Source organism: Metabacillus malikii (assembly GCF_030813355.1).
GTDB lineage: Bacteria > Bacillota > Bacilli > Bacillales > Bacillaceae > Metabacillus > Metabacillus malikii.
The window spans coordinates 110,240-135,178 of the sequence record NZ_JAUSUD010000009.1; the positions used below are offsets into that span (position 1 = coordinate 110,240).

A 24,939-nucleotide genomic window follows, 5' to 3' on the forward strand; every position below is an offset into this window, starting at 1 on the left:
CGTTATAAAATCATTCATTATCTGTTGTTTAAGAGTGTGGCATTTTTTGTACTAACTTTATAAGTGTTAATTGGAGCTGAATGTGAAGACTCCTGCAGTCGTAACGCCGAGGAGTTCGAAAATCGGTGGCTGCTTGCCTATCAATGTACAAACCCAGTCGCATCAATTTAGGAATCACGATAATCCACATGGCAAATCGCTGATGACTTATCGTAGGAAGATAGCCTGAAGTTTGCCTATTCGTGTAGATAGCTATGATGCTCACCGTACTCGTGCTGTAAACAACCACGGGGAATGGTTTATTAGTAAATTGTATAAGCATCAATATCTTACGAAAGCAGTGAATAAAAGGACCGGCACCAATACCGCTCCTTTTGTCTACTATAATTTCGCTTGACATAATTCCTCTAAATCTTTAATCACTTGTTTCGATTCTTCCCAGCTATAAATGGAAGCACCTGATGCTAACGGATGTCCGCCACCATTATATTTTTTAGCAAGTTGATTAATCACAATATCTCTAGACCGTAATCTAACTCGAATTTGGTCGTTTTCCTCAACAAAGAATACCCAGGCTCTGACTCCTTCAATATTACCTAATATACTAACAAGCTGCGATGCTTCAGATGGGGTTACTTCATATTCATCAAGAATTTCTTTTGATATATTCATTGATGCTGCACCAGACGAAGACAAGCTGAAATTTTGTAGAACATAACCACTTAATTTAGCTACATTTCGTTTTGTTTTGTATAACTCATCATAAAGTGGAACGAAATCAATTCCTTCAGATATTAATGCGCTAGCATAACGGAATGTCTTTTCAGTAGTGCTTGGGAACAAAAATCTGCCAGTGTCACCAACAATGCCTGCATATAATAGCTTTGCAGCCTTTTTCGATAATGTAAGGCCTTGGTCTTTACCTTCTAAGTAAAATTCATAAATCATTTCACTCGTTGCACTTGCAGATGTGTCGACCCATAAAATATCACCATATTGATCCTCATTAGGGTGGTGGTCTATTTTAATTAATCGCTTTCCTGTATTGTATCGTTGGTCACTAACCCTTGCCTGATTTGCTGTATCACACACAATCACAAGCGCGTCGTTATATGTATCATCTTCAACCTTATCCATTTTATACAAGAACTCCAATGATGGCTCACTTTCACCTACTACATAGATGGTCTTATCCGGAAAAGAGGCTTTTAGTAATTCTGCTAATCCACATTGGGAACCATATGCGTCAGGGTCTGGTCTAACATGTCTGTGAATGATAATCGTTTCATATGCTTTTATTTCATCTAAAATGAGTTGTTTCATATGTATCTCCTTTATGCTCTTTATATGTATTAAAACACAAATTATTTAAAAATGGAACCTTACTGCAGTATCGTTTTTACAGTGATAAACCATGTACGATGAACGTTTTTTGATATGATTCATTTACCATCACATAACGAAATTATTACCTGATGCTGCAATATATTTTTTCATTAAGACATGTTAAAATCATAAAGTACATACACTATACATATATCCGGAGGTTTATCGATGCCTATATTAGTTATATTCATTGTCATATCTTTTTCTTTTTATATTTATTTTCGTATAAAAGCATATCGTGCTCATAATCAAGTTGAAAAGAAGTGGAGAGCGGCAGAAGCAAGTATTGCATTAGGAATATTTGTTGCTTCATTTGGTTTAAATCAATTAATTATTAACAGGTCGATACTGGCCTTAGTTGTAGGGATTATTTTTTTCATTATCGGCGTAGGGAGCAGCTGGGCAGGTTTTCGCGCTTATAAGCATTATTTGCCACAAGTTGCGAGTCAAACTCAAAAATAAGCTACTTCATAACATGAAAAAAGAGGGTGATAAATTCCCCTCTTTTTTTATCGTTCAATTATTTGGACCATCATCAGTGCTTTGCCGACAACAGAACCATTGCTAAATGCTTCTATATCAATTTTCCCGAATTTCCGGCCAACTTCGAGTATCTTTGGCTGTATTTCTAAAATAGCTTCCATTTGGACAGGTTTAATAAAATAAATAGTGATATTTTCGACGATAATATCACCTTTTTTCAATGATCGTAAGTAGCGATTAACTGCTTCGGTGACAAGTGTTGTAAACACTCCATATGAGATGGTTCCAAGCTGGTTTGTCATTTGTGGACTTACTTCACATCGAAAAGTTTGACCTCGATTCGTTTCATCATCAATTGTAATAAATTGATTTGTGATAATATCATCGAGTTTCTCACCAATTTGCGGTTGTCTTTGGATCATTTGTAAAGCCTTCAACACATCTTGTCTACTAATAATACCGTGAAGACGATTTTGCTGATCAACTACAGGAAGCACCTCAATCCCTTCCCATACCATCATCTGTGCAGCGGATGCAACTGAAGTTTTCCCAATAATCGTAACTGGGTTTTTGGTCATCATTTTTTCAATTAAGGCGGAATGATTCTGACCAATTACATCCTTTGCAGTTATCATCCCGACTACCTTCCTGTTTGTATCAATAACAGGAAAGCGACTATGACCCGTATCCTCATTTAGTTGATACCACTTCCCGACATTTTCATCCGTGTGAAGGTAAATTGTTTTATCAAGTGGCGTCAAAATATCCTCAACTTGGACTATTTCCTTTTTTATTAATTGGTCATATATCGCCCGATTAATCATCGTCCCAACTGTAAAAGTATCATAACTAGTAGAGATGACAGGTAATGCAAGCTCATCCGCTAACTTCTTGACATGGTCTTCTGTGTCAAAACCACCTGTTATGAGTACAGCTGCACCAGCTTCTAATGCATATTGATGTGCATCTGTCCGATTTCCTACAATCAATAAATTGCCAGCGCCTGTATAGCGCATCATCGCTTCTATTTTCATTGCACCAATAACGAATTTATTTAATGTTTTATGTAAACCGGCTCGTCCGCCTAGTACGTGACCATCGACAACATTCACGACCTCAGCATATGTTAGCTTTTCGAAGTTTTCTTTTTTCTTTGTTTCAATTCGGATTGTCCCGACACGTTCAATCGTTGACACATACCCTTTATTTTCTGCTTCCTTTATTGCCCGGTAAGCTGTTCCTTCACTAACATTAATCTCTTTAGCTATTTGTCTAACAGAGATTTTTTCACCTACTGGTAGAGAATGAATGTATTGGAGAATTCGTTCATGCTTTGTAGACAAGCGATATCACCCTTTATTTTACGTACTGATAATCTATTATCATTATAAGGGTGACATCCTCTTCTCGCAACGTATGATTCTATAGGTGCAGTTTATTGACGGAGATAAGTCTTTTGTTTTATAGGGCGTTTCTTCATTTCGGTATGGGCGTGTGTACGATGATTACGTTTTTTAGGTCCATATAAATAATGTGCAAAGTTCCCGCCTATCACAAATATCGCTAAACATAACCAACTCATGACAAATACAACTTGCATATCAGAACCTGTCCATGTTATCTGTTGGAGTCCGACATAAAGCATACACATCGCGATAATGGCATACAATAAATTTTTCATCATGAACATCCTTTCAAAACAGTGTTGCTTAATTGTATGCATGTACTACACAAAAAAGAAGTGGTTACTTCCCCACTTCATAGATTGTATTTATAAAGTTATTTTTTCACCTGGTTTTAAAGGACACCTACTCCGCTTGGCAGCATATTCACAAATGCAGTTGGGTCTTGCTTGATAGCAGGGAAAGTATTGTAATGCATTGGTACTACTTGTTTACCGTTAGAATAGTGTGGTTATACTTGAGGCTGATAAATTATGTGCCTTTGCAACTGCTTCATATGTAACACAACCTTTCATCGTATTAATTCCTTTCAATAGTTCTGGAAAATCAGTACAAGCCTGCTTTAACCCTTTCGTTGCAATTTGCACAGCGTATGGTACCGTTACATTTGTTAAGGCATTTGTAGAGGTTTGAGGTACTGCACCTGGCATATTTGCTACAGCATAATGGACAACACCGTGTTTAAGATATGTTGGATGATCGTGTGTTGTCACTTTATCTGTCGTTTCAAAAATTCCACCTTGGTCAATCGCGATATCAACAATGACAGAACCTCGTTCCATTGATTTAACAACATCCTCAGATACAAGCTTTGGCGCCTTTGCACCCGGTATTAGTACTGCACCAATGACTAAATCAGCATTTGAAACAGTTTCTAATATTGTTAATGGATTTGACATTATAACGGTTAATGAATGACCGAACATAACATCTAACTGTCTCAATCTCTGTGGACTGACGTCTAAAATGGTAACGTCTGCACCTAAACCGACGGCAATTTTTGCAGCATTTGTTCCGGCAACACCACCACCAATAATTGCAACCCTCCCTCGCTTCGTTCCAGGGACTCCAGATAATAATATTCCTTTCCCACCTTTTGGCTTTTCTAAAAACTGTGCACCGATTTGCGGCGCCATTCTTCCTGCGACTTCACTCATCGGTGTTAGCAACGGAAGGGAGCCATTTGATAGCTCAACTGTTTCATATGCAATAGCTGTTACTTTATGCTTAAGTAATGCATTCGTTAGCTTAAGTTCAGCAGCTAAATGGAAGTATGTAAAAATGATTAAGCCTTCCTTAAAATATTGATACTCTGTCTCTAGAGGTTCTTTCACTTTCATCACCATGTCTTGATCCCAAGCCTCACGTGGTGTATCCACGATTTGTGCACCCGCCTGTTTGTATTGCTCGTCTGTAAAACCAGAACCTATCCCTGCATTTCTTTCAATGAATACCTTGTGACCTGCAGAAACGAAATGGTAAACACCTGCTGGCGTAATCGCAACTCGATTTTCATTATTTTTTATTTCTGCTGGTATTCCTATTTTCATTTTGTTTCCTCCATTCGATTCTTAGAAGTAATGCTAAATATGACCATTGGGGTAACCGGATGAATTAATACCCAGTTAACACATCTGTTTATTCCTTAATATAGATTTCATTCCCTTAAAACTATCCTATTACTATTGTGTTAAAACATATCTTCAATTTTAAAAAATTGCTGTCTTATAGTTTGTAATTTTTATAAGGCTGTTTTCGTAAACATTGTTTTTTAATGAGTTATCGTTTAGGGTTCGTCTGCGCTACAGTACTCACGGACAGCGGGGTGAGTGGTGAGCATCATAGCTCCACGGCTACCCGCTAACAAACTTCGGGTCACCTCCCTTATGATGTGTCATCATCGATTCGCCATTCGGCTCATCACTTTTCATATCATTAGTAAACAATAATCAGAAACGAGGCGATTCAAGCGAAAGAAAATCAAAAAAGGATTAACCCCTCAAACACATTATTATATCCGTGTAATGAGGAGTAAATCCTTAAATTTTTGTTGTTACTATTACATTATTCTTCCCACAATTTCAATGGTTCTTGAAGAAAGTTTTGCTCATATTGCTGTTCAACAACTCCGCTTGAGTAAGACTCAAAAAGCTGCTGCTTTGTTTCTTGATCACCGAGGTGATCATAATAATATGTCTGTCTCGTTATTTTCTTTTCCTTCATGTTTGCTCGTCTCCTTTACTTTCATCTATGACCCTTGTTAGTGTCTCTGAAAAAAAGAAGCCTATGCAAAAAAGTGATTACATAATTATTGTATGTGTTTGAAACCGGATTATAGTAAAGTTGTTTTCGCCTTTTCGATTGCTTTTCGCACCATTTCAAAGCCCGTTCCGCCAGCGCTCATCCGTTTTTTAACCGCTTCATATGGATTAATTATTTCATAAATATCCTCTTCGAATAATGATGAAGCTTCTTTATATTGGTCAAAAGAGAGATCTTTTAAATATATACCTTGTTGAATACATTGATAAACTAGAGTTCCTACCACTTCATGCGCTTCTCTAAATGGCATCCCTTTCATTGACAAATAGTCAGCTAATTCAGTTGCGTTAGAAAAGTCTTCTTTTGTTGCCTTTTCCATTTTTTCTTCATTAACATTTAGTGTATCAACCATTCCGATGAAGATTTGTAAGCTTCCTTCAATCGTTTTTACTGTGTCAAACATGCCTTCTTTATCTTCTTGGAGGTCTTTATTATATGCTAATGGTAATCCTTTTAAGATTGTAAGAAGCGACATTAAATTACCGTATACTCGGCCTGTTTTACCACGAATCAATTCTGCCATATCAGGATTTTTCTTCTGTGGCATGATACTGCTTCCTGTCGCGTACGTATCATCTAATTCAATAAATTGAAATTCTTGTGAACACCATAGAATAATTTCTTCACAAAAGCGCGATAGATGCATCATTAAAAGTGAGCTATTGCTTAAAAATTCGATAATGAAGTCACGGTCACTGACACCGTCTAAACTATTTTCATAAATGCCATCAAATTGTAGTTCCTTGGCAGTGAATTCCCGATCAATAGGAAATGTTGTCCCTGCAAGTGCAGCACTTCCAAGAGGTGAGATATTGATTCTTTTTAAAGATTCTTGGAATCGCTGTTTATCACGGTCAAGCATCCAGAAATAAGCCATCAAATGATGTGCAAATGAGATTGGTTGAGCCCGTTGCAAATGAGTATAACCTGGTAAAATCGTTTCAACATGGTTTTCAGCCTTATTTAATAAGGATTGCTGCAAGCCATCAATTAACTCAACAACATTTGCAACATGCTTACGTAAGTATAAGTGCATGTCAGTGGCTACTTGGTCATTACGACTTCTTCCAGTATGTAATTTTCCGCCAACTGGACCGATTTCATCTATCAACATTTTTTCAATGTTTAAATGAATATCTTCGTAGTTTACTGAGAATTCGAGTTCGTTCTTTTTTGCCTTATCAAGCAAAATAGTTAAACCATTCGTTATCTGCTCTGCCTCTTCTTGGCTAATAATTCCACAATTCCCGAGCATTTTTACGTGTGCAAGACTTCCTGTTATGTCTTCCTCAACGAGCTCCTGATCAAAATGGATGGATGCGCCGAACTCATCCACCCATTGTTCAGGGGTTTTTTGAAAACGTCCACCCCAGAGTTTTTTCATATTATACTTCCACCTTCTTGTTTTTTACCATGCTGTTAACTTTTGTTGGAAGGCCCCATAATTCGATAAAGCCGATTGCTGCATTGTGGTCAAATGCATCATCTTTCGTATATGTTGCAAGCTTTTCATCGTATAGAGAGTATTCAGACTTTCTACCTTCTACGATAGCATGCCCTTTGAATAATTTCACACGTACAGTACCTGTTACATATTTTTGAGTTTCTTGTAAGAACGCATGTAATGCATTTCTTAATGGAGAGAACCATAAACCGTTATAAATTAGTTCTGTCATTTTTTGCTCGATTACAGGCTTAAAGTGAGCTACTTCTTTTACTAATGTTAAGTCCTCAAGCTCTTTATGGGCTTTAATTAATGTCATCGCACCAGGGCATTCATACACTTCACGTGATTTAATTCCGACTAAACGGTTTTCTACATGGTCGATACGTCCAATTCCATGTCTACCTGCAATTTCATTTAGTTCAAGAATTAATTCATGTAATGGGTATGCTTTATCGTTAATTTTTACCGGTACACCTTTTTCAAAATGTATTTCAATGATTTCTGCTTGGTCAGGTGTTTTCTCTAGAGGTGTTGTTAATTCATATGCACCTTCTGGAGGAGCTGCCCAAGGGTCTTCTAAAATTCCACACTCGTTACTTCTACCCCACAGGTTTTGGTCGATAGAGTATGGGCTATCTAAATTAATCGGAATTGGAATACCATGCTTTGATGCGTATTCAATTTCCTCTTCACGAGACCATCCCCACTCTCTCACTGGAGCAAGAACTTCTAAGTCCGGATTTAACGCTTTAATTGATACTTCAAAACGCACTTGGTCGTTCCCTTTTCCAGTACAACCGTGTGCGATTGCAACAGCATTTTCCTTTTCAGCAATTTCCACTAATTTTTTAGCGATAAGTGGACGTGATAATGCTGATACTAGAGGATATTTCCCTTCATATAACGCATGTGCTTGAAGTGCAACTAACGCGAAGTCATTAGCATACTCTTCTCTCGCATCGATCATGTATGATTGAACCGCTCCAACTTGCAATGCCTTTTGTTGGACGAATGCTGTATCTTTTCCTTCCCCAACATCTAGGCAACATGCCACTACGTCGTATCCTTGTTCTTGTAACCATTTAATTGCAACAGAGGTATCTAATCCTCCAGAATATGCTAGCACTACTTTTTTCATCTATTTGTTCCTCCTCGGCTGTTGTATAAAAATGAATACACTTTTATAAAAATACAATGTCTTTGTTAAATAACACTTTACAACTCAAACTTCTTTTCGTCAATAGAAAAATGCATATTTTTATAAAAGTTTTGCATAAAAATTAATTCTCCTTGAAATTACCACTTTACACCTATAAAGTGTTAAATGTATCTGCTATAGTACTTTGAGAGGGCCAATATCTTATTCATCTCTTTTACAATGTATACTTCATTATACAAATATGTTCATAATAATTGCATAAAGGGAACATGAAGCTACCGTTTTTCAGACAGCTCTTTACTGAAGGATTGTTCCTTTTGCACAAACTTCGACTTATGATATAGAAATCGCGATGAGCGGTATGGCAAATCGAGGATGACTTATCGTAGGGAGGTCTTGAAGGTTGATAGCGGATAGCGGGAACTAGACAGACTCAACCACTCACACCGAGAAAAGCAACTAAGTTTAAAACAATCATAACTAGGAACTAACAGCTTATAAGAAAGATTGTCTTCGTAATCGATATTTTTCCTTTACTTATTTTGATTTTCTATTTATTTTAGAATCCGAGCCTTGATTGTTAATAGAATATTACGTTGATATGTCTTTTACTAAAAATCGATAGGGAGAAATAATATGGAAAATTTTTTTCAATATGACTCGCGTTTAATGATTAAATTACCCAAACCAAATATCCCATGGGAAAGCCTCAATCATCAAACAAAAGAACAGATTATGGCAAAATGGGAATCAATACGTGGCAATATTCCGGACCGAATTGCTGAAATTGAAAAACAGATCGAACAAAAGCAAGAAGAGCTAAATAATGAAGATAACTTTGACTACTCATGTCAATTAACAGAGGAAATCGCCAATTTAGCTTCCAAAATTAACGACCTGTGGCTATGGTTTCGAAGTGAATGAAGTCATAAAAAAAAGGCATATAGCCTTAGATATCCTTTCGTAACTCACTTACAATATGACTTATTTCAGGTAAAATTAATTTATTCATCCCCAGTTTAACTGCTCCTGTTGATCCTGGTAGAGAAAATACAACTGTATCTTTTACGATACCTGCAATTGCTCTACTAAGAATTGCTGCAGACCCGATATCATCTTGATAACTTAAAAGTCGAAAAATCTCGCCAAATCCGGGTAATTCCTTTTCTATTAAAGGTTGCACAGCTTCAATCGTGACATCTCGCTTCGCTACTCCTGTACCCCCATTCGTTATCACCGCATCGATTTGGTTGGAATGACATCCCTTTAAAATTTCTTCTGTAATCATGTCTATTTCGTCTTTTATAACAGTATGTACAGCTATTTGATGACCTTCTGCCTCTAATAGCTGTACGATTAAATGGCCACTCTTATCCGTTTCCAATGTTCTCGTATCACTTACTGTAATGACTTTACATCGGATTGAGTTAGGGGCATGTAATTTATGTTCAGTACTGCTCACTTCTGATTCACCTCAATTGTCTTCGACTAATTTACGATATGTGTAAAACTTATTAGCAAACTCTGAAACTTGTCTTGTCAGTTGATAATTCATACTTGCACCTATCATGATACTAATAACCGGTAACCCTGATAGAAGTTTTCTTTTAAAAAGTGAAATGGCAGAGAGCTTTGCAATTTGTTTTAATAGAAATTCTGCATCTGTAGTAAAAGTTAATTTCTCTTTGCCTTCATAAAAATAGTTCATTGTATCACGGTCCCTAATTTCTTCCTTTAACTTACACCATTGCTCATACTGTAAATGCTTTGGCAGAAGTGCAGCGTGGAATACTTTTAAAGAAATCATCATTTCATAAGGTGTTTTCAGTTCATAACCATAACACATCGCAACAGACTGTACTGTCCGTAGATTAATAACTGTTTGAGCAGGAATATCGATGCTAGACATTAAGATTCCCCCAATACCTGTTACTCCACCTTGCACAAAGGAATATAAGCGTTGTTTTGATGTTTGATTTTCTGCTAAGAATATTAACTGACTAAGTGGTAATTGATGTAAATCACTAATGTCGTTTATTTCTTCATTGATAGCTTTTGCGGTTATAATAATTTGTTTTCTTGTATCTTCTTGTACTGCAGAGTTTTGGATGAAGGAGTGCAAATGAAAAATTAACGTATCAAAGGTTTTATAGAAAGTTTGTTTAGCATGCAACGGAATTTGACTCATCCCATGATTAATCCATTTTGTCACTGTCAATTGAATATCTGTTCGATTGTCTTGCTTTAAGTCATCTTCCCAATTCATCATTTCCGTTAATAATTGCTGCTCATGCATCATCTCATAACTCCTTTGCCACAATATTCAAAATTGTACTATCGTTATCATAACATAAAAAAGACAGTCGTTACCTTTCTCGACTGTCTTTTGCATAGCTGTTTTATCTATTAATTAATGTGTTAAACGAACAACGTCTCGTGCAATCATGACCTCTTCATTTGTTGGGATGACGATGACTTTAACTGGCGAATGAGGATAACTGATGAAAATCTCTTCACCTCTAGTTTTATTAAGAGAAGGATCCCAGTATACACCCATAAATTCTAAACCATTTAATACTCTTTCACGAATTTCTGAGCTATTTTCACCAATTCCTGCTGTGAAAATAATGGCATCGACACCTGACATTCTTGCTGCATATGATCCAATATATTTATGGATTCTGCTCGCGAATACATCTAGTGCAATTTTTGCTCTTGAATTCCCTTCACTAGCTGCCATAATATTATCGCGCAAGTCACTTGAAATACCAGACATCCCTAAAATTCCGCTTTCTTTATTTAATACATTTAATACTTCATCAACGTTCTTCCCTGTTTTTTCCATAATGTATGGAATAAGTGCAGGGTCAATATTTCCTGAACGTGTTCCCATTGCAACCCCTGCAAGTGGTGTAAAGCCCATTGACGTATCAATTGATTTTCCGCCTTCAATTGCTGCAATACTTGCACCATTACCTAAGTGACAAGAAATAAGACGTAAATTTTCAAGCGGTCTACCTAATAATTCAGCAGCACGTTCTGATACATATTTATGTGATGTACCGTGGAATCCATATTTGCGTATTCCGAAATTCTTATAATATTCATATGGTAAGCTATATAAAAACGATTTTTCCGGCATTGTTTGATGGAATGCTGTGTCAAAAACTGCAACTGCATTTACATTCGGTAGTACTTCTCTGAACGCCTTAATTCCCACAACGTTTGCAGGATTATGAAGTGGTGCTAGCTCTGATAAGTCTTCGATTTGCTTTAATGTCTCATCCGTAATAATCGCAGAATCATTAAACGTTTCACCACCATGTACAACACGATGACCAATACCTTCGATTTCATCTAGTGATTTTATAATACCTAAATCTGTTAGCTTTGATAATAATATTTTAACAGCAACTGCGTGATCTGGAATATCTGTAACTTCCGTATGTTTTTCTCCATTCGCTGTAATTGTAAATACCGAATCGGAAATTCCAATTCTTTCAACTAATCCTTTCGTTAACACTGTTTCACTTGGCATTTCAAAAAGTTGAAATTTTAAAGATGAACTACCAGCATTAATTGCAATTACTTTTGCCATTATTGTTACTCTCCTTTTTCGTGCCACTGATATTTTTACAGATGATTAGCGAAACGTAAATCATTATGCCGACCGAAAGAAAAATGCTTTACGAATTTATAAAAATCGTATGGCTAATAAACATCTATAGTCATTTGCCGCAACCAATCGCCTTGGTGATGACTATTTTTTCATATATTATATAAAGGCGGTTTTCGTAAACTTCGTTGTTTTTTACGTAGCAATTTTTTTTGATTTCCATTACACAATTCGCTTTCCGCAGGGTGGTGGTGTGCTCCTTGGTTTTTACCTAAGCGGTCTGGCAATTATTAAATAAATGATTACAAAAAACAACAAATTTTAAGAAAGAGCCTATATAAATAGTCTTTTCCTTCAAGTAAAGTCTCGATTAACGTTCATGCTTTGATTAAATAGTTCCACAAATAATAATCAACACATCTATATTCTTCACAAAATGCGACTGTTTATCCGAATACCTATTTAATAATTAGCTCTGCTAGTTTTGATTACATTATTAGTATTGAGAAAATTTATAAGAACGAACACCATTCAAATTATTCCTTATCGTCTTTAGAGCTTCTATTTGGAATGGACTAATTATTACGTTAATCATTTCACAAACCGGAATAATGCAACTACATTTTATGTAAATCAGATAAACATCGATTTTAACTACCAACTTCATTTAAACACTGCTATATCAACATTTCAAGGATGAGTTTGGTTTGGTATCGTTTACAATTAAAAGTCTAATTATTCTCATTATTTCAAAGGTTATATAGCGTTTCAGTTAATCGTTTTCATTTATCATGAAAGCTTGAAAGAATACATTAAAAGAGGAACCTTGATTCAGGTTCCCTAATTATGGAGATTCATTTATTTGTTTTCACTAAACCATTGGTCAATTTGTTTCATCATTGCATTCATTGCCGTTATATTAGAGAACTTCGGCAATTGTGCTAGCAATGCTTGTTTAGGCTGTTTACTTTCACTTCCACGCTTCTGAAGAATTAAAATACTTTTCCCATGCTTCTCATCCTTAAATAACGATAAGGGTAATTGTATGAAGCCTTGTATAATCGCAACTTCCTTCAAATATTGATTAAGCTTCGGAGCTTCTTTTGTTTCAAACAGTGAATTAGGTACGATAAAAAATAAATAACCATTTTCCTTCGTATGCTTAATGGACTGTTCGATAAATAAATGATGTGAATAAGAGTGCCCCTCCATTGCTTTTAACTGATAATTCGAAGCTTCAACATCGTTAGGGTAATAACCAACTGGTAAATCACACACTGTCACATCTACTGGATCAACTAATAACCTTGATAAGCTATCTTGGTTAAAAAATTGAATAGGATGCTCTTGAAGATTTGCATTGATATAGGCTAATTTTATTAACAAGTCATCTACATCGACACCATAGCTTTCAAGTGTTTCGATCTTAGATAAGTAATTTAAAATCGTTGTTAATAAATTCCCTGTTCCAACCGCAGGATCTAATATTGTAAGTGTTTTTTGATTGCCAACAAATTTTTCTACTAAGTATCCTAAGAAGAGACCAATTGTATCAGGTGTCATTTGGTGATTTGGATGCGCACCTTCTTTAAGTCCCTTTAAAATGACAATTTGAAAAGCTTTTCGAATTTCTTCCTTTTCAAAGGTGCTTAAATTTATTGAATCGTATTTTCTTTTTAAGTTTTTTTTCGTAATTTCACTTAAGTCCTCTTGTAAAATTGACCCGTGAAAAAGGTTCTCGCCTGTTTCTGCCACCGCTTCTATGTATGATAATTGACATTCCTTCGCGATTAAATCAGCAGTTTCATTTATAACTGTAAACAAATTCTCTAATTTCGAAACTGTCTTCATTCCCTTTCCTCCTCACCATATACATTTATCATTTTAGACATTGCATTCGTTCAAGTCAAAAAATTATAATGCATAAAGTGAAAAAAGAGTTAGTTTGAAAGAGTTTTTAACTTCGGAGTGTACTTTTTAGGGAATTGGTATGGCTTTGGACATGCTTTGCACGTGTGCATGTAGGGGAAGGGTTAGGTAACTTTTAGAATTAACCGCTTGTTGTAGCATTGATGAGAATTTGTTCTGTAGAGAATTGGTTCTCTCTTATGACGATGGAGATTTTGGGTGTTCGTCCGTTGGGGAAATTGGCTTTATGACAGTGATGAAGGAGATTTTGGCTCTGCTCCCGTTGGGAAATAGGCTTCATGACAGCGATGAAGGAGATTTTGGTTCTTCTTCGATTCTGAAATAGGCTTCATAACAGCGATGAAGGAGATTTTGACTCTGCTTCCGTTGGGAAATGGGCTTCATAACAGCGATGAAGGAGATTTTGACTCTGCTTCCGTTGGGAAATGGGCTTCATAACAGCGATGAAGGAGATTTTGGCTCTGCTTCCGTTGGGAAATGGGCTTCATGACGGCGATGAAGGAGATTTTGGTTCTTCTTCTGTTCTGAAATGGGCTTCATAACAGCGATGAAGGAAATTTTGGCTCTCACAAATTTATGTTTATACTAATCAAAATCGCCTACACGAATCCATTTTCCAATAATGAAAACAAGGTGACACATAAAGTAACAGAACACAACCAGATTGTGAATCAGTTACTATTGGGTCACCTTCCCTCAATTATTGAATTACTGGGCAGCCTTGGCAGCTTCGATTGCAGCTTCGTAATTTGGATGGTTTGTTGCTTCACTTACGTATTCAACGTGTGTGAGTTTGTTATTTGCATCGACGACGAATACTGCACGTGCTAATAAGCGTAGTTCTTTAATGTGGACGCCATATGCTTCACCGAAAGAAAGGTCACGGTGGTCAGATAATGTTTGAACATTTTCAAGACCGTTTGAAGCGCACCATCTTTTTTGTGCAAATGGTAGGTCAACACTTATTGTTAAAACTTCAACATTTGATAGTTTTGAGCCTTCTTCGTTAAAGCGACGTGTTTGTGCGTCACATACGCCTGTATCGATTGATGGAACAACAGAAATAATGCGTACTTTTCCGTTAGTATCAGCTAAAGTAACAGGAGATAAATCATTTGCAAGTACTGTAAAATCTGGTGCTGTATCTCCTACTTTCACTTCATTACCAAGTAATGTTACAGGACTATTCTTAAATGTTATGTTTGCCATTCCAAATTCCTCCTTTTTATATGTACAGTGTTAATATAGCTTAGCTCAATGAAATGATCAAATGATTCGTGTTTGAATTGTTTAAAAACTACCAAAAAAAATTAACTGCCATTAAAGGCAGTTAGAATTCGAGGTCTTGCTTTTGTTGGTTTTCGTTATTGCTATTGCCTGAAGACTGGTTGTCTTTGTTCTTCTTGAACATACCTTGGATTTTCTCTACAGTTTGTGGTGCTGCTTCTAATATTTTTTCATATAGATGAGTATTTTCATCTAAATGTAACATCTTGACACCAGTAGAGGATACAATTAAAAATGCAATTGGTGTAATCGATACACCACCACCACTACCTCCACCAAATGGTAGTTTTGGAGAGCCTTCGCCGCCTTCTTCACCACTTGTTGAGTTAAATTCACTACCACCAGCAGCAAATCCGAAGCCAACTTTTGATACAGTTAAGATAACACTTCCATCTGGAGTTTCGACAGGGTCACCTACAATGGTATTCACATCAATCATTTGTTTAAGGTTTTCCATTGCTGTCTTCATTAATCCTTGAATTGGATGTTCACTCATAATAAATATCCTCCTTTTACTTTTATCCGGTCATTGTTCATCTATTGGAGCTATGATTCATTAGAAAAGGTTGATAGTGGTTTGCTTTTAAGCTTAGGCTTTCCACCTCTCCAATATTTAATGAACTGTATACCTGCTAACATAGCTTGCCCGATCCGGAATTGGATCATACATTCAAGTTTCGTGCGTGAACAGATTTGATTGAACTCTGGTGTTATCGATACAACCGGTGTTATCGTTACTTTCATGTACTGTCGTATGAGCGCAATCACACCCCCTTTTATCGACCATACTGCACCAGTTAGGACTCCAGTGTGAGCGGCGTCTCCAATTCCTATTTGCGAATGCCATTCTAATTTTTTCACCTTCACTTTTTTTAAGAAGCGTCGGATTATTTTATGGATGCCTACAATATGTTCCATTATTGCCTTAACATCATGGAAGAAGTGGAAAGACTCTTCTGGCGTTACCTTTTCCTTACTTTCTTTCACTTTATGATTTTTCTTTTCTTTTCCGACCTTTTGTTTTTGTTTTATTATAAGGTTAGGACCATTTTCGTCTACTTTAACGAACGGTATATCGATTGTATAACGTAATATTCCAAACCAGGCTCGGGCCTTTATTTTAAAACGGTCATCATCACCAACATGTCTTAGCTGTATGGTGATTGTCACTTTTGTGAATAGTAAGATGATCAATAGTAATATGAGTGCAAGTATGATGTATAAAACCCATCGCATTCTCTCACATCCTTTCAATTTACCATTATCACCCTTTTATTAGAAAATAAACCTATTTGGAAAAGTACTTTTTAGTGAGTTATAGCGTGGAATGATTCGAGGTTAAAGTATATAAAGTCTCAAAAAAATAAGAAAAGGTCAAACTCCAATAGTTATAGGAGCTTGACCCGTATTTATTACCCATTAGCAACAGTAGAAATCTTTGTATATACTTTTTCATGAATGACAAGTGTGTCAGAAAAAAGGTCATGCAGTGCTTGCTTTTTCGGTGTAAATGCTGCGACTAAATACAAAATTACAATTGTCTTAGAGATGTAACGACCGATAAATTCCCTGAAGATTATTGTTGCCCAATCGAGTTTTTCTTCTTTTAGAGAAATTACTTTAATACCCAATATCATTTTTCCTAATGTTTGCTGAAAATATTTGGTCATTAATACGAAATACGCAAAAAAGATAATTGTCGTTACGACTGTTGTTGTTGAGGTAAATAATAGTTGTTTATCTAAATTTAATAAATTAAATATTGGATGGACAATGATTCTATTGATGCTCGCAATCACGATTACATCGATTAAATAAGCCCAAAAGCGAATCCAAAAACCGGCTAACATGTGCTGATAATCGTTTGATGATTCAGCTGAGTTTACATTTTCAATCGTTGTATCCACATGCATCCCTCCTTATTCAGAATATAAATACATTAATCGAGGAGAGTTTGAGCTTGCTAAAAATTGATAAAGGCTTGACAATTCATCGTCTCCTTTTAATACTTTGCTTACACTCATGGAAAACAGAGAATTTAACCCTAAAGATGAACCATATTCGATAACTTTTGCATTTTTCAATTTATGTTCTTCTTTCATTGCAGCGATTGTGTCGTCAAGATAGCCAAGTTCATCGACTAATTTATTTTCTTTAGCTTGTCTGCCATCATAGATTCGACCATCAGCTATTTTTCGGACTTCATCCTCTGATAATGAACGTCCTTCAGCAATGACATCGACAAAGCCTTTGTATGCATTATCAACCATTGATTGTAAAATTTTTCTTTCCTCTTCTGTCATATCACGAGTCGGCGAGAAAATATCTTTATGTGGACCGCTCTTGATTGTTTCGAATTTTACGCCATATTTTTCTGCTAATTCACCATAGTTAACTGATTGCATAATTACACCTAATGAACCTGTTAATGTATCTGGTGCTGCGAAAATTTTATCCGCGATAGTTGAAATATAATAACCACCTGATGCTGCTTGTGTACCCATAGAAACGTAAATAGGTTTCTTTGTTTTTTCCTTTAGTTCTTTTAATTCTTTATGTATTTCTGCGCTTTCGACGACTCCGCCACCTGGTGAGTTTACTCTAAGAATGACACCTTTTACTGTATCATCCTCAGCTGCAGCACGGACCTGTTCTAAAAATGTCTTATGTTGATAACCAGCTGTACTAAAAAAAGATGTTACATCTTCTCCTGTATCTTGAATCACACCATTTACATTTAAAACAGCAATCTTATTCATTTCAGAGCCTTCCTCTATTACTTCTTCAGTGAATTCACTCGTTGAAGCGAAAGCCTCCGAAAAGATCTCACTTTGCTGGAAGAACATATTTGAGATACCAATGATGATTGATACAAAGAACAAAAACGCTGCAATACCAAGTGCTCCCCATCGCTTACCATTCATTCACTAATCTCCTCCTTTGATTATTTTAAATTCCTCACCTAATAAACATTTTATTATGTAAAAGTGGTAAACTAAACAACATAGAGTATTGTAACATTTCTATAAGTAAAAGTGGAGAATATTAACAGATGTGAAGGAGGATACATACATGTCAGATCGTCGTAATGTTTATTTTTACTACAAGAAGGATGAAGATTTAACTGAGAAGGTAGGTACCCTTATCGAGTTAGCTAAACAATATGATTTTCATGTTGTCGATGATTATGTACAAGCCAATATTATTGTCAGTATCGGTGGAGATGGTGCATTTCTTCAGGCTGTTCGCAAAACAAAATTCAGGTCTGATTGTTTATATGTTGGAGTGAGCATCGATGAGACATTAAGCTTATATTGTGATTTCCATATCGATGACCGTGATAACATGATCGAGGCAATTATGAAATCTCAAATAGAAGTAAGACGCTATCCAGTCCTTGAAGTAAAATTGGATGGAAAGACTTCATTTAAATGTTTAAATGAATGTTCTATCCGTTCAAGCATTATAAAAACATTTGTAATTGATGTATTTATCGATGACTTACATTTTGAAACATTTAGAGGCGATGGAATGCTCATTGCAACACCAACTGGAAGTACTGCTTACACGAAATCAGTAAACGGGGCTGTTGTCGACCCAATGTTGCGTTGTATTCAGGTAAGTGAACTGGCGTCGTTAAATAATAATCTATACCGTACACTCGGTTCTTCTTTTATTCTTAGTGAAAATCGTAAATTTGTTTTAAAGATCGTTCAGGATGGGAATGACTACCCGATTATCGGAATGGATAACGAAGCGTTGAGTATCCGTCACGTACAGGAATTAGAGTTCTTATTAAGTGAAAGTCCTATTAAGACGGTGAAATTAAAGGATAATTCATATTGGGAAAAAGTGAAACGCTCATTTTTATAAGAAACGATTTAAAAAGGGGAGGCATTAAGCCATCCCTTTTTCTTTACCATCATCAAATTTTCGTATTATGCCGATAAATAGACGAAACAGGAGTAACGTGACTGTTTCTGATAAGAAAGTGTGGTACCATCTCCAGCTATTCTTAAAATTGATAAGTCGAGTGTTCGCTTCAAAGTAAACTTCAATGATAGTTAACGTTAAACTGGTCAACGATGCCTTCCAAAGCATTTTCACATATTTATCTTCACGTGTTATTCTGTTATAGAACACACACACTAATGGGAATAATAGTAAATCAAAAAGTATATTTGAACGAAAATAATTCGGCAAAAACCGGATTGGGTATTTTATTTTCTTTTTCCCTGTTGTTAAAGTATCTAAGAAAATTGCTAAAAGTCCTTTTCCCATAAAAATTATAATGCCGTCTTTCAAATATTTCCGCTCAAAGACGAACGGGATTAAGCCGATACCTAAAATCAAGAGAAACTTTAAAATGAGCCGTTCCCGCATGATAATCACATCCTTCTTACCTAGGTTGCGCTTTTAAAATTAATTTTATGAGTTGATTTCGTTATGAAAATATCTTTATACATTAAGAAGGTCTGACCCGTTGTTTAGAGTCAGACCTTTATGCATAATTATAGATTATTATTAATTTTTATTAACTTCCTTTTAGAAAGAAAGAGCCAATTACTAGATAAGATTTCCACTCTTTATGTTTATCTCACGTTGCCTTAATTCTACTCTTCGGATCTTTCCTGAAGTGGTTTTTGGTAATTCTGTTGTAAACTCTATTTCACGCGGATATTTATAAGGTGCTGTTAATGTTTTTACATGGTTTTGAAGAGTTCTAATGAGTTCGTCGGTTTCGAGTGTCGGGTCTTTTAATACGATATACGCTTTAACCACATTACCTCTTATTTCGTCCGGACTTGCAACAACTGCACATTCCTTTACGAGAGGATGTTTAACAAGCGCATCTTCGACTTCAAATGGCCCGATTGTATAGCCAGAGCTTATAATGATATCGTCTCCTCTTCCTTCAAACCAAAAGTATCCATCTTCATCCATTCGCGCACGGTCACCTGTTATAAAATAGTCTTTACGGTACTGTTTAGCAGTACGCTCAAAATCTTTGTAATATTCCTTAAATAGAGCTGGTGTATTACGATGCACAGCAATATCACCAATTTCATTTACTCGACATGGCTCACCTTCATCATTAATGATGACAACATCATTTCCAGGAGTCGGTTTCCCCATAGAACCTGGTTTAATATCCATGCCCTTCATTATCCCTACAAGTAGTGTGCTTTCAGTTTGGCCGTAACCATCTCTAACTTTTACATTAAAATGTTTTTGGAATATATCAATGACTTCTCTATTTAAAGGTTCACCAGCAGATACAGCACTGTGTAAAGTTGCTAATGAATAGTTGTTTAAGTTGTCCACTTTAGCCATTAAACGATATTCTGTTGGTGTACAGCATAGTACATTCACTTTATACGTATCAAGCAGTTCTAAGTATTTCTCAGGATTGAATTTCCCATGATATACGAGTCCTGTTGCACCCGATCCTAGGACAGATAGAAAAGGACTCCATACCCATTTTTGCCACCCAGGTCCAGCAGTTGCCCAAACGATATCTTCTTCCCCAATGCTCAACCAATTTTTCGCAGCAGTTCTAAGGTGAGCATACGCCCAACCGTGTGTATGTACAACACCTTTCGGGTTACCGGTTGTACCTGATGTATAAGATAAAAAGGCTGTGCTAGTTGCCTTCGTATTTGCAATTTTCAATTCTTTACTTTGATTTTCAATTAATTGGTCTAAAGATAACCAGTTCGAGTCTTCGCATCCATCAACAGCAATCTTCGTTAGTTCATTAAATTCTCTAATCGAAGTAAATTCACTTGTATGTAACCCGTAGCTTATAACAGCTTTGACATCACCATGAGTAACTCGATATTGTAAATCTTTTGTTCTAAGCATTTCTGAGCTAGGAATGACAACTAGGCCTGCTTTTAGAGCACCAAGATAAATTGCATATGCTTCAATAAGACGGGGAATCACAACAAGTATACTATCACCCATTTTTAATCCCTCATTAATAAGTGCATTTCCAATCTGATTTGCCTTCTCGATTAATGCATGGTAAGTAATTTCTTTCTTTTCACCATTGTCATTCTCCCATTTTATTGCAACTTTCGTTCTATCTGAGGAGTATTTTTCTATTTCCTCAACTAGATTATAATCCGTTGGTGCAAGCAGTTCTTCTCTTACCATAATTTCATCTCCTAAATTTTTAGTACCAATTTATTATACCTGATAATAACTCCATTTTAAATACATTTGCTTTTGGAGGAATTTGGTAGTCGAAACAAAGCGCCTAACACGAATCTGAATTGCATGTGGTTTCGTTAACTGGATGAAGAACATTTCTCTTCCTATACTCAAACAAAATGGGCTTCATCAGTGGGATGAAGAACATTTCTCTTCCTACGCTCAAACAAAATGGGCTTCATCAGTGGGATGAAGAACATTTCTCTTCCTACGTTCAAACAAAATGGGCTTCATCGGTGGGATGAAGGACATTTCTCTTCCTACGTTCAAACAAAATGGGCTTCATCAGTGGGATGAAGAACATTTCTCTTCCTACGCTCAAACAAAATGGGCTTCATCGGCGGGATGAAGGACATTTCTCTTCCTACGCTCAAACAAAATGGGCTTCATCGGCGGGATGAAGAACATTTCTCTTCCTACGCTCAATCAAAATGGGCTTCATCGGCGGGATGAAGAACAATTTCTCTTCCTACGCTCAATCAAAATGGGCTTCATCAGCGGGATGAAGAACAATTTTCTCCTGTGCTAGGCGCGCTGGAGCTGGTTGTCGAGCGATTATCCACTTGTTCAAAAAATTCACATTGAAAACAACAAGAAAGAGCAGGAACAAAGTCCCTGCTCTCGTAGCCATTATTTATGAAATTATTGTTGTTGGAAAGAACCGCTCATTTGTTGTTGAGCAAAAGATACTAGACGCTTAGTGATTTCACCACCAACTGAACCGTTAGCACGTGAAGTTGTTTCAGCACCTAAGTTTACACCAAATTCAGAAGCGATTTCTAGCTTCATTTGGTCGATAGCTTGTTGTGCACCAGCTACTAATAATTGATTTGAGTTGTTAGAACTGTTTGATGCCATGTGTATCACCTCCTTGTGAGTATAGAATGTGTAATACACATTGGCATCATTCATAAAATTTGATGGTAAATATTCACATGATGCTTATTGTCATTAAGTAATTTTATCAATAAGGATGCTTTCGTAAGCCCTTTGCTTATTCTTAGTTTTCGATAAGGATTGGTTTGACACAGCACGAGTACTAGTACTCGCTTTCCGCTACAACACTTTAATTAAGTTAGTAAATAAAGATTGCCTAAATAATTGCAGGTTCCCCAATGCACTTGTCATAAAAACATTATTGCTACACACATCGCCAAGATATGACTTATAACAGTGAGGAATATTCACTTTCTTGCTCTGCCGTAATATCGATTGTTTCAATATTCTCGACAGCTTCCTTAATAAGCTCATCAAAATCAACGAAGCTTTCAAACCGTGAAACTTTGTCTAGTTTTGGTTTTGTTTTAGGACTTGCAGGTGTAAAAATTGTACAGCAATCTTCAAAAGGTCTGATTGATATGTCATGCGTCCCAATCTCATGGGCAATTTCAATAATCTCTGTTTTATCCATTGTGATAAGTGGTCTTAATATTGGTGTGCTTGTTACATCATTAATCGCAAGCATACTTTCTAATGTTTGACTGGCAACTTGTCCTAGGCTTTCACCTGTTATCAATGCAAGGGCTTGTTGCTTCTCTCTTAATAAGTCAGCTACTTTCAACATCATTCTTCTAGTTGAAGTCATCGTATAATTTTCTGGCACCTGCGCTTGGATTTTTTCTTGAATCTGAGTGAAGGGCACAATATGCAAGCGAATTTTTCCTCCAAATGCTGTTAATTCTTTTGTTAAGTCAATAACTTTTTGCTTTGCCCGTTCACTTGTATAAGGTGGACTAAAGAAGTGAACGACTTCAATTTCGACACCTCTTTTTAATGATAAATAACCTGCAACAGGACTATCAATTCCACCAGATAATAGAAGCATAGCTTTTCCGCTTGAACCAACTGGTAGGCCGCCTGCACCCTTATAATCATAACAAGTTAAATAAGTTGCCTGTTTTCTTACTTCTACACGCAAATTTATTTTTGGATTTTTTACGTCAACTGTTAAACCTTCCGTGTTAATGAGGATGTGACTACCAATTTGGTAGTTCAAGTCATTTGTATCATAAGGGAATTGTTTATCAGCACGTTTTGCAGTTACTTTAAACGTGTCTCCTTGTTCATATAGACTTTTTATAGCTTCTAGTGCTTTTTCCTTAATAATATCTAAGTCACTATCGCATTTCATAGCCAGGCTAAATGACTGGATACCGAATATTGCTTGTAAACGCTCTACGATCCCTTCATGACTTTCACCATTTAGATGAAGATAAATACGGTCACGTGTAGCTTCGTATCCTAAATTAGGATAATCCCCCATTACATCAATTATATTTCTTTTTAACCGTTCAATGAAAACACGGCGATTTCTCCCTTTTGTAGATATCTCCCCAAAACGGATTAATATGTAATCAAATATCATATTTTTACCTCATTACCTTCGATAATTTTTTGATGCCCGTTGATAGCGTAGTAATAAACGGTGAAATAATTTCCTCTTTCTGTTCAAATGAGAGGCTGACTCTTATTGCACTTTTGGCAATATTCTCTTGCTTATTCATCTGTATTAATGTATTACTAATCGATTTACGACGAGACGAACATGCTGATGTTGTCGATACATATATTTGATGCTCTTCTAAATAGTGGACTAATACTTCAGCCTTTATCGCCGGAACAGAAAAATTCACAATGTGTGGTGCCGCATAATCCAGCGGTGTATTCACATGAACACCATCAATATTGCTTAATTCTGTTATTAGCTCTCTTTGCAATTGCTTTAGTCTTGGTAAATTTCCCTTACTATCATCTACAGACATTCTTAAAGCTTTCGCAAGTGCTACATTCCCTGCTAGACTTTCAGTACCTGAGCGTAATTGATTTTCTTGTGCACCACCTGAAAATAGTGGAAGAATTTTCACACCTTCCTTCACAAATAAGGCGCCTGTTCCGTTCAGACCATGAAACTTATGGCCTGAAATCGTACATAAGTCTATTTTTGCCCTATAAAAATCAAGTGGTACTTTTGTTATACCTTGTATATGGTCTACATGGAATAACGTCTGTGGATAACTTTCTAATAGCCCACCTATATCTTCTATTGGCTGGATAGTACCGACTTCATTGTTCACATGCATTATTGATACGAGGATAGTATCGTCGCGCAATTCTCTTTTCATTCGTTCACATGATACAACTCCGTACTCATCCACTGGTAGATAAGTGACTTCAAAGCCAAATTCCTGCTCTAACTGCTTAAAGGATTCTAATACAGACGGATGTTCAATACTTGTCGTAATTAGATGCTTTCCTTTATGCTGATTGGCCAGCGCTGCTCCCTTTATTGCCAGATTGTTACCTTCCGTCCCACCTGATGTAAAAATGATCTCTTGCTGCTTTACACCTAACAATTGTGCGACCTGTTCTCTCGCCTTCGTTAATAACGATTCTGCATCACTGCCAAGCTTATGCAATGAAGAAGGGTTTGCAAAAAACTGGTCTGTTACATTTATAAATGATTGAATAACTTCACGGTATGGTTTTGTTGTTGCACTGTTATCTAAATATAACATGAGATGTGCCTCTTTCTATCAGTTTCTAACCTTTTCTATAACTTCCAATCCTAGTTATGTACAAATAGAATAAAAGAAGTTTTCAATTTGTAATCATACCATACTCATTTTAAAAA

The 24,939-nt window shown here is 36.2% G+C and carries 24 protein-coding genes and 1 pseudogene; 3 read left to right on the forward strand and 22 right to left on the reverse strand.

The window, feature by feature from the left end; genetic code table 11:
* Nucleotides 1-381 precede the first annotated feature (381 nt).
* A complete protein-coding gene (locus tag J2S19_RS10780; RefSeq protein ID WP_307341324.1) occupies nt 382-1,323 on the reverse strand; it encodes a DHH family phosphoesterase in 942 nt (313 codons plus the stop codon).
* A gap of 231 nt (nt 1,324-1,554) precedes the next feature.
* Between J2S19_RS10780 and J2S19_RS10785 the strand changes: the two genes are divergently transcribed.
* Nucleotides 1,555-1,848, forward strand: a complete 294-nt coding sequence (locus J2S19_RS10785; RefSeq protein WP_307341326.1) for a YtpI family protein — start codon at nt 1,555-1,557, stop codon at nt 1,846-1,848.
* Between the two features lie 47 nt (nt 1,849-1,895).
* On the opposite strand, the gene J2S19_RS10790 is transcribed toward J2S19_RS10785, so the two are convergent.
* The 7 genes and pseudogenes from J2S19_RS10790 to J2S19_RS10820 all read right to left on the reverse strand — a co-directional run bounded on the left by J2S19_RS10790 (nt 1,896) and on the right by J2S19_RS10820 (nt 8,239).
* Nucleotides 1,896-3,212, reverse strand: a complete 1,317-nt coding sequence (locus tag J2S19_RS10790) for a DRTGG domain-containing protein (RefSeq protein WP_307341328.1) — start codon at nt 3,210-3,212, stop codon at nt 1,896-1,898.
* A 92-nt stretch (nt 3,213-3,304) separates the two neighbouring features.
* Nucleotides 3,305-3,550: a hypothetical protein gene (locus J2S19_RS10795; RefSeq protein ID WP_307341329.1), complete on the reverse strand. Its 246-nt coding sequence runs from the start codon at nt 3,548-3,550 to the stop codon at nt 3,305-3,307.
* Between the two features lie 116 nt (nt 3,551-3,666).
* A pseudogene (locus J2S19_RS10800) lies at nt 3,667-3,765 on the reverse strand (metal-dependent hydrolase); the annotation flags it as partial.
* Nucleotides 3,766-3,769: 4 nt separating this feature from the next.
* Nucleotides 3,770-4,882 (reverse strand): alanine dehydrogenase, encoded by a 1,113-nt coding sequence (gene ald, locus J2S19_RS10805; RefSeq protein WP_307341331.1) that lies wholly within the window; start codon nt 4,880-4,882, stop codon nt 3,770-3,772.
* A 514-nt stretch (nt 4,883-5,396) separates the two neighbouring features.
* Nucleotides 5,397-5,555, reverse strand: coding sequence for a hypothetical protein (locus J2S19_RS10810; RefSeq protein ID WP_307341334.1), 159 nt, complete (start codon nt 5,553-5,555; stop codon nt 5,397-5,399).
* Between the two features lie 109 nt (nt 5,556-5,664).
* Complete coding sequence (gene argH, locus J2S19_RS10815) at nt 5,665-7,038, reverse strand: argininosuccinate lyase (protein WP_307341337.1); 1,374 nt, start codon at nt 7,036-7,038, stop codon at nt 5,665-5,667.
* A gap of 1 nt (nt 7,039) precedes the next feature.
* Entirely contained in the window at nt 7,040-8,239 is a 1,200-nt protein-coding gene (locus J2S19_RS10820; RefSeq protein WP_307341340.1) for an argininosuccinate synthase, read from the reverse strand.
* Between the two features lie 657 nt (nt 8,240-8,896).
* Between J2S19_RS10820 and J2S19_RS10825 the strand changes: the two genes are divergently transcribed.
* Complete coding sequence (locus tag J2S19_RS10825; RefSeq protein WP_307341342.1) at nt 8,897-9,184, forward strand: hypothetical protein; 288 nt, start codon at nt 8,897-8,899, stop codon at nt 9,182-9,184.
* Between the two features lie 25 nt (nt 9,185-9,209).
* Here J2S19_RS10825 and J2S19_RS10830 read toward each other — a convergent pair whose 3' ends face one another.
* The 9 genes from J2S19_RS10830 to sppA all read right to left on the reverse strand — a co-directional run bounded on the left by J2S19_RS10830 (nt 9,210) and on the right by sppA (nt 18,016).
* Entirely contained in the window at nt 9,210-9,722 is a 513-nt protein-coding gene (locus J2S19_RS10830; RefSeq protein ID WP_307341345.1) for a MogA/MoaB family molybdenum cofactor biosynthesis protein, read from the reverse strand.
* Nucleotides 9,723-9,734: 12 nt separating this feature from the next.
* Nucleotides 9,735-10,559 (reverse strand): EcsC family protein, encoded by an 825-nt coding sequence (locus tag J2S19_RS10835; protein WP_307341347.1) that lies wholly within the window; start codon nt 10,557-10,559, stop codon nt 9,735-9,737.
* Between the two features lie 111 nt (nt 10,560-10,670).
* Nucleotides 10,671-11,858 carry an acetate kinase gene (locus J2S19_RS10840; RefSeq protein WP_307341350.1) on the reverse strand — a complete coding sequence of 396 codons (1,188 nt, stop codon included), beginning with the start codon at nt 11,856-11,858 and terminating at the stop codon, nt 10,671-10,673.
* A gap of 876 nt (nt 11,859-12,734) precedes the next feature.
* Entirely contained in the window at nt 12,735-13,727 is a 993-nt protein-coding gene (locus tag J2S19_RS10845; RefSeq protein WP_307341353.1) for a class I SAM-dependent methyltransferase, read from the reverse strand.
* Between the two features lie 786 nt (nt 13,728-14,513).
* Nucleotides 14,514-15,014, reverse strand: a complete 501-nt coding sequence (gene tpx / locus J2S19_RS10850) for a thiol peroxidase (RefSeq protein WP_307341356.1) — start codon at nt 15,012-15,014, stop codon at nt 14,514-14,516.
* A gap of 121 nt (nt 15,015-15,135) precedes the next feature.
* Nucleotides 15,136-15,588 carry a GerW family sporulation protein gene (ytfJ, locus tag J2S19_RS10855; RefSeq protein WP_307341359.1) on the reverse strand — a complete coding sequence of 151 codons (453 nt, stop codon included), beginning with the start codon at nt 15,586-15,588 and terminating at the stop codon, nt 15,136-15,138.
* Nucleotides 15,589-15,638: 50 nt separating this feature from the next.
* Nucleotides 15,639-16,328 carry a DUF2953 domain-containing protein gene (locus tag J2S19_RS10860; RefSeq protein ID WP_307341364.1) on the reverse strand — a complete coding sequence of 230 codons (690 nt, stop codon included), beginning with the start codon at nt 16,326-16,328 and terminating at the stop codon, nt 15,639-15,641.
* A 176-nt stretch (nt 16,329-16,504) separates the two neighbouring features.
* Nucleotides 16,505-16,999, reverse strand: coding sequence for an RDD family protein (locus J2S19_RS10865; RefSeq protein WP_307341367.1), 495 nt, complete (start codon nt 16,997-16,999; stop codon nt 16,505-16,507).
* 12 nt (nt 17,000-17,011) lie between these two features.
* Nucleotides 17,012-18,016: a signal peptide peptidase SppA gene (sppA, locus tag J2S19_RS10870; protein WP_307341369.1), complete on the reverse strand. Its 1,005-nt coding sequence runs from the start codon at nt 18,014-18,016 to the stop codon at nt 17,012-17,014.
* Nucleotides 18,017-18,164: 148 nt separating this feature from the next.
* On the opposite strand from sppA, the gene J2S19_RS10875 reads away from it, so the two are divergent.
* Nucleotides 18,165-18,965 carry an NAD kinase gene (locus J2S19_RS10875; RefSeq protein ID WP_307341371.1) on the forward strand — a complete coding sequence of 267 codons (801 nt, stop codon included), beginning with the start codon at nt 18,165-18,167 and terminating at the stop codon, nt 18,963-18,965.
* Nucleotides 18,966-18,989: 24 nt separating this feature from the next.
* On the opposite strand, the gene J2S19_RS10880 is transcribed toward J2S19_RS10875, so the two are convergent.
* From J2S19_RS10880 to J2S19_RS10900, 5 genes are all read right to left on the reverse strand, one after another.
* Nucleotides 18,990-19,475 (reverse strand): CBO0543 family protein, encoded by a 486-nt coding sequence (locus J2S19_RS10880; protein WP_307341374.1) that lies wholly within the window; start codon nt 19,473-19,475, stop codon nt 18,990-18,992.
* Between the two features lie 183 nt (nt 19,476-19,658).
* A complete protein-coding gene (gene mbcS / locus J2S19_RS10885; RefSeq protein ID WP_307341377.1) occupies nt 19,659-21,251 on the reverse strand; it encodes an acyl-CoA synthetase MbcS in 1,593 nt (530 codons plus the stop codon).
* Nucleotides 21,252-21,950: 699 nt separating this feature from the next.
* The gene (locus J2S19_RS10890) at nt 21,951-22,166 is read right to left on the reverse strand and encodes an alpha/beta-type small acid-soluble spore protein (protein ID WP_307341380.1); all 216 of its coding nucleotides are present in this window, start codon (nt 22,164-22,166) and stop codon (nt 21,951-21,953) included.
* Between the two features lie 307 nt (nt 22,167-22,473).
* Nucleotides 22,474-23,673: a tRNA uracil 4-sulfurtransferase ThiI gene (thiI, locus tag J2S19_RS10895; RefSeq protein WP_307341383.1), complete on the reverse strand. Its 1,200-nt coding sequence runs from the start codon at nt 23,671-23,673 to the stop codon at nt 22,474-22,476.
* Nucleotides 23,674-23,677: 4 nt separating this feature from the next.
* Nucleotides 23,678-24,823 carry a cysteine desulfurase family protein gene (locus J2S19_RS10900; protein ID WP_307341386.1) on the reverse strand — a complete coding sequence of 382 codons (1,146 nt, stop codon included), beginning with the start codon at nt 24,821-24,823 and terminating at the stop codon, nt 23,678-23,680.
* Nucleotides 24,824-24,939 lie beyond the last annotated feature (116 nt).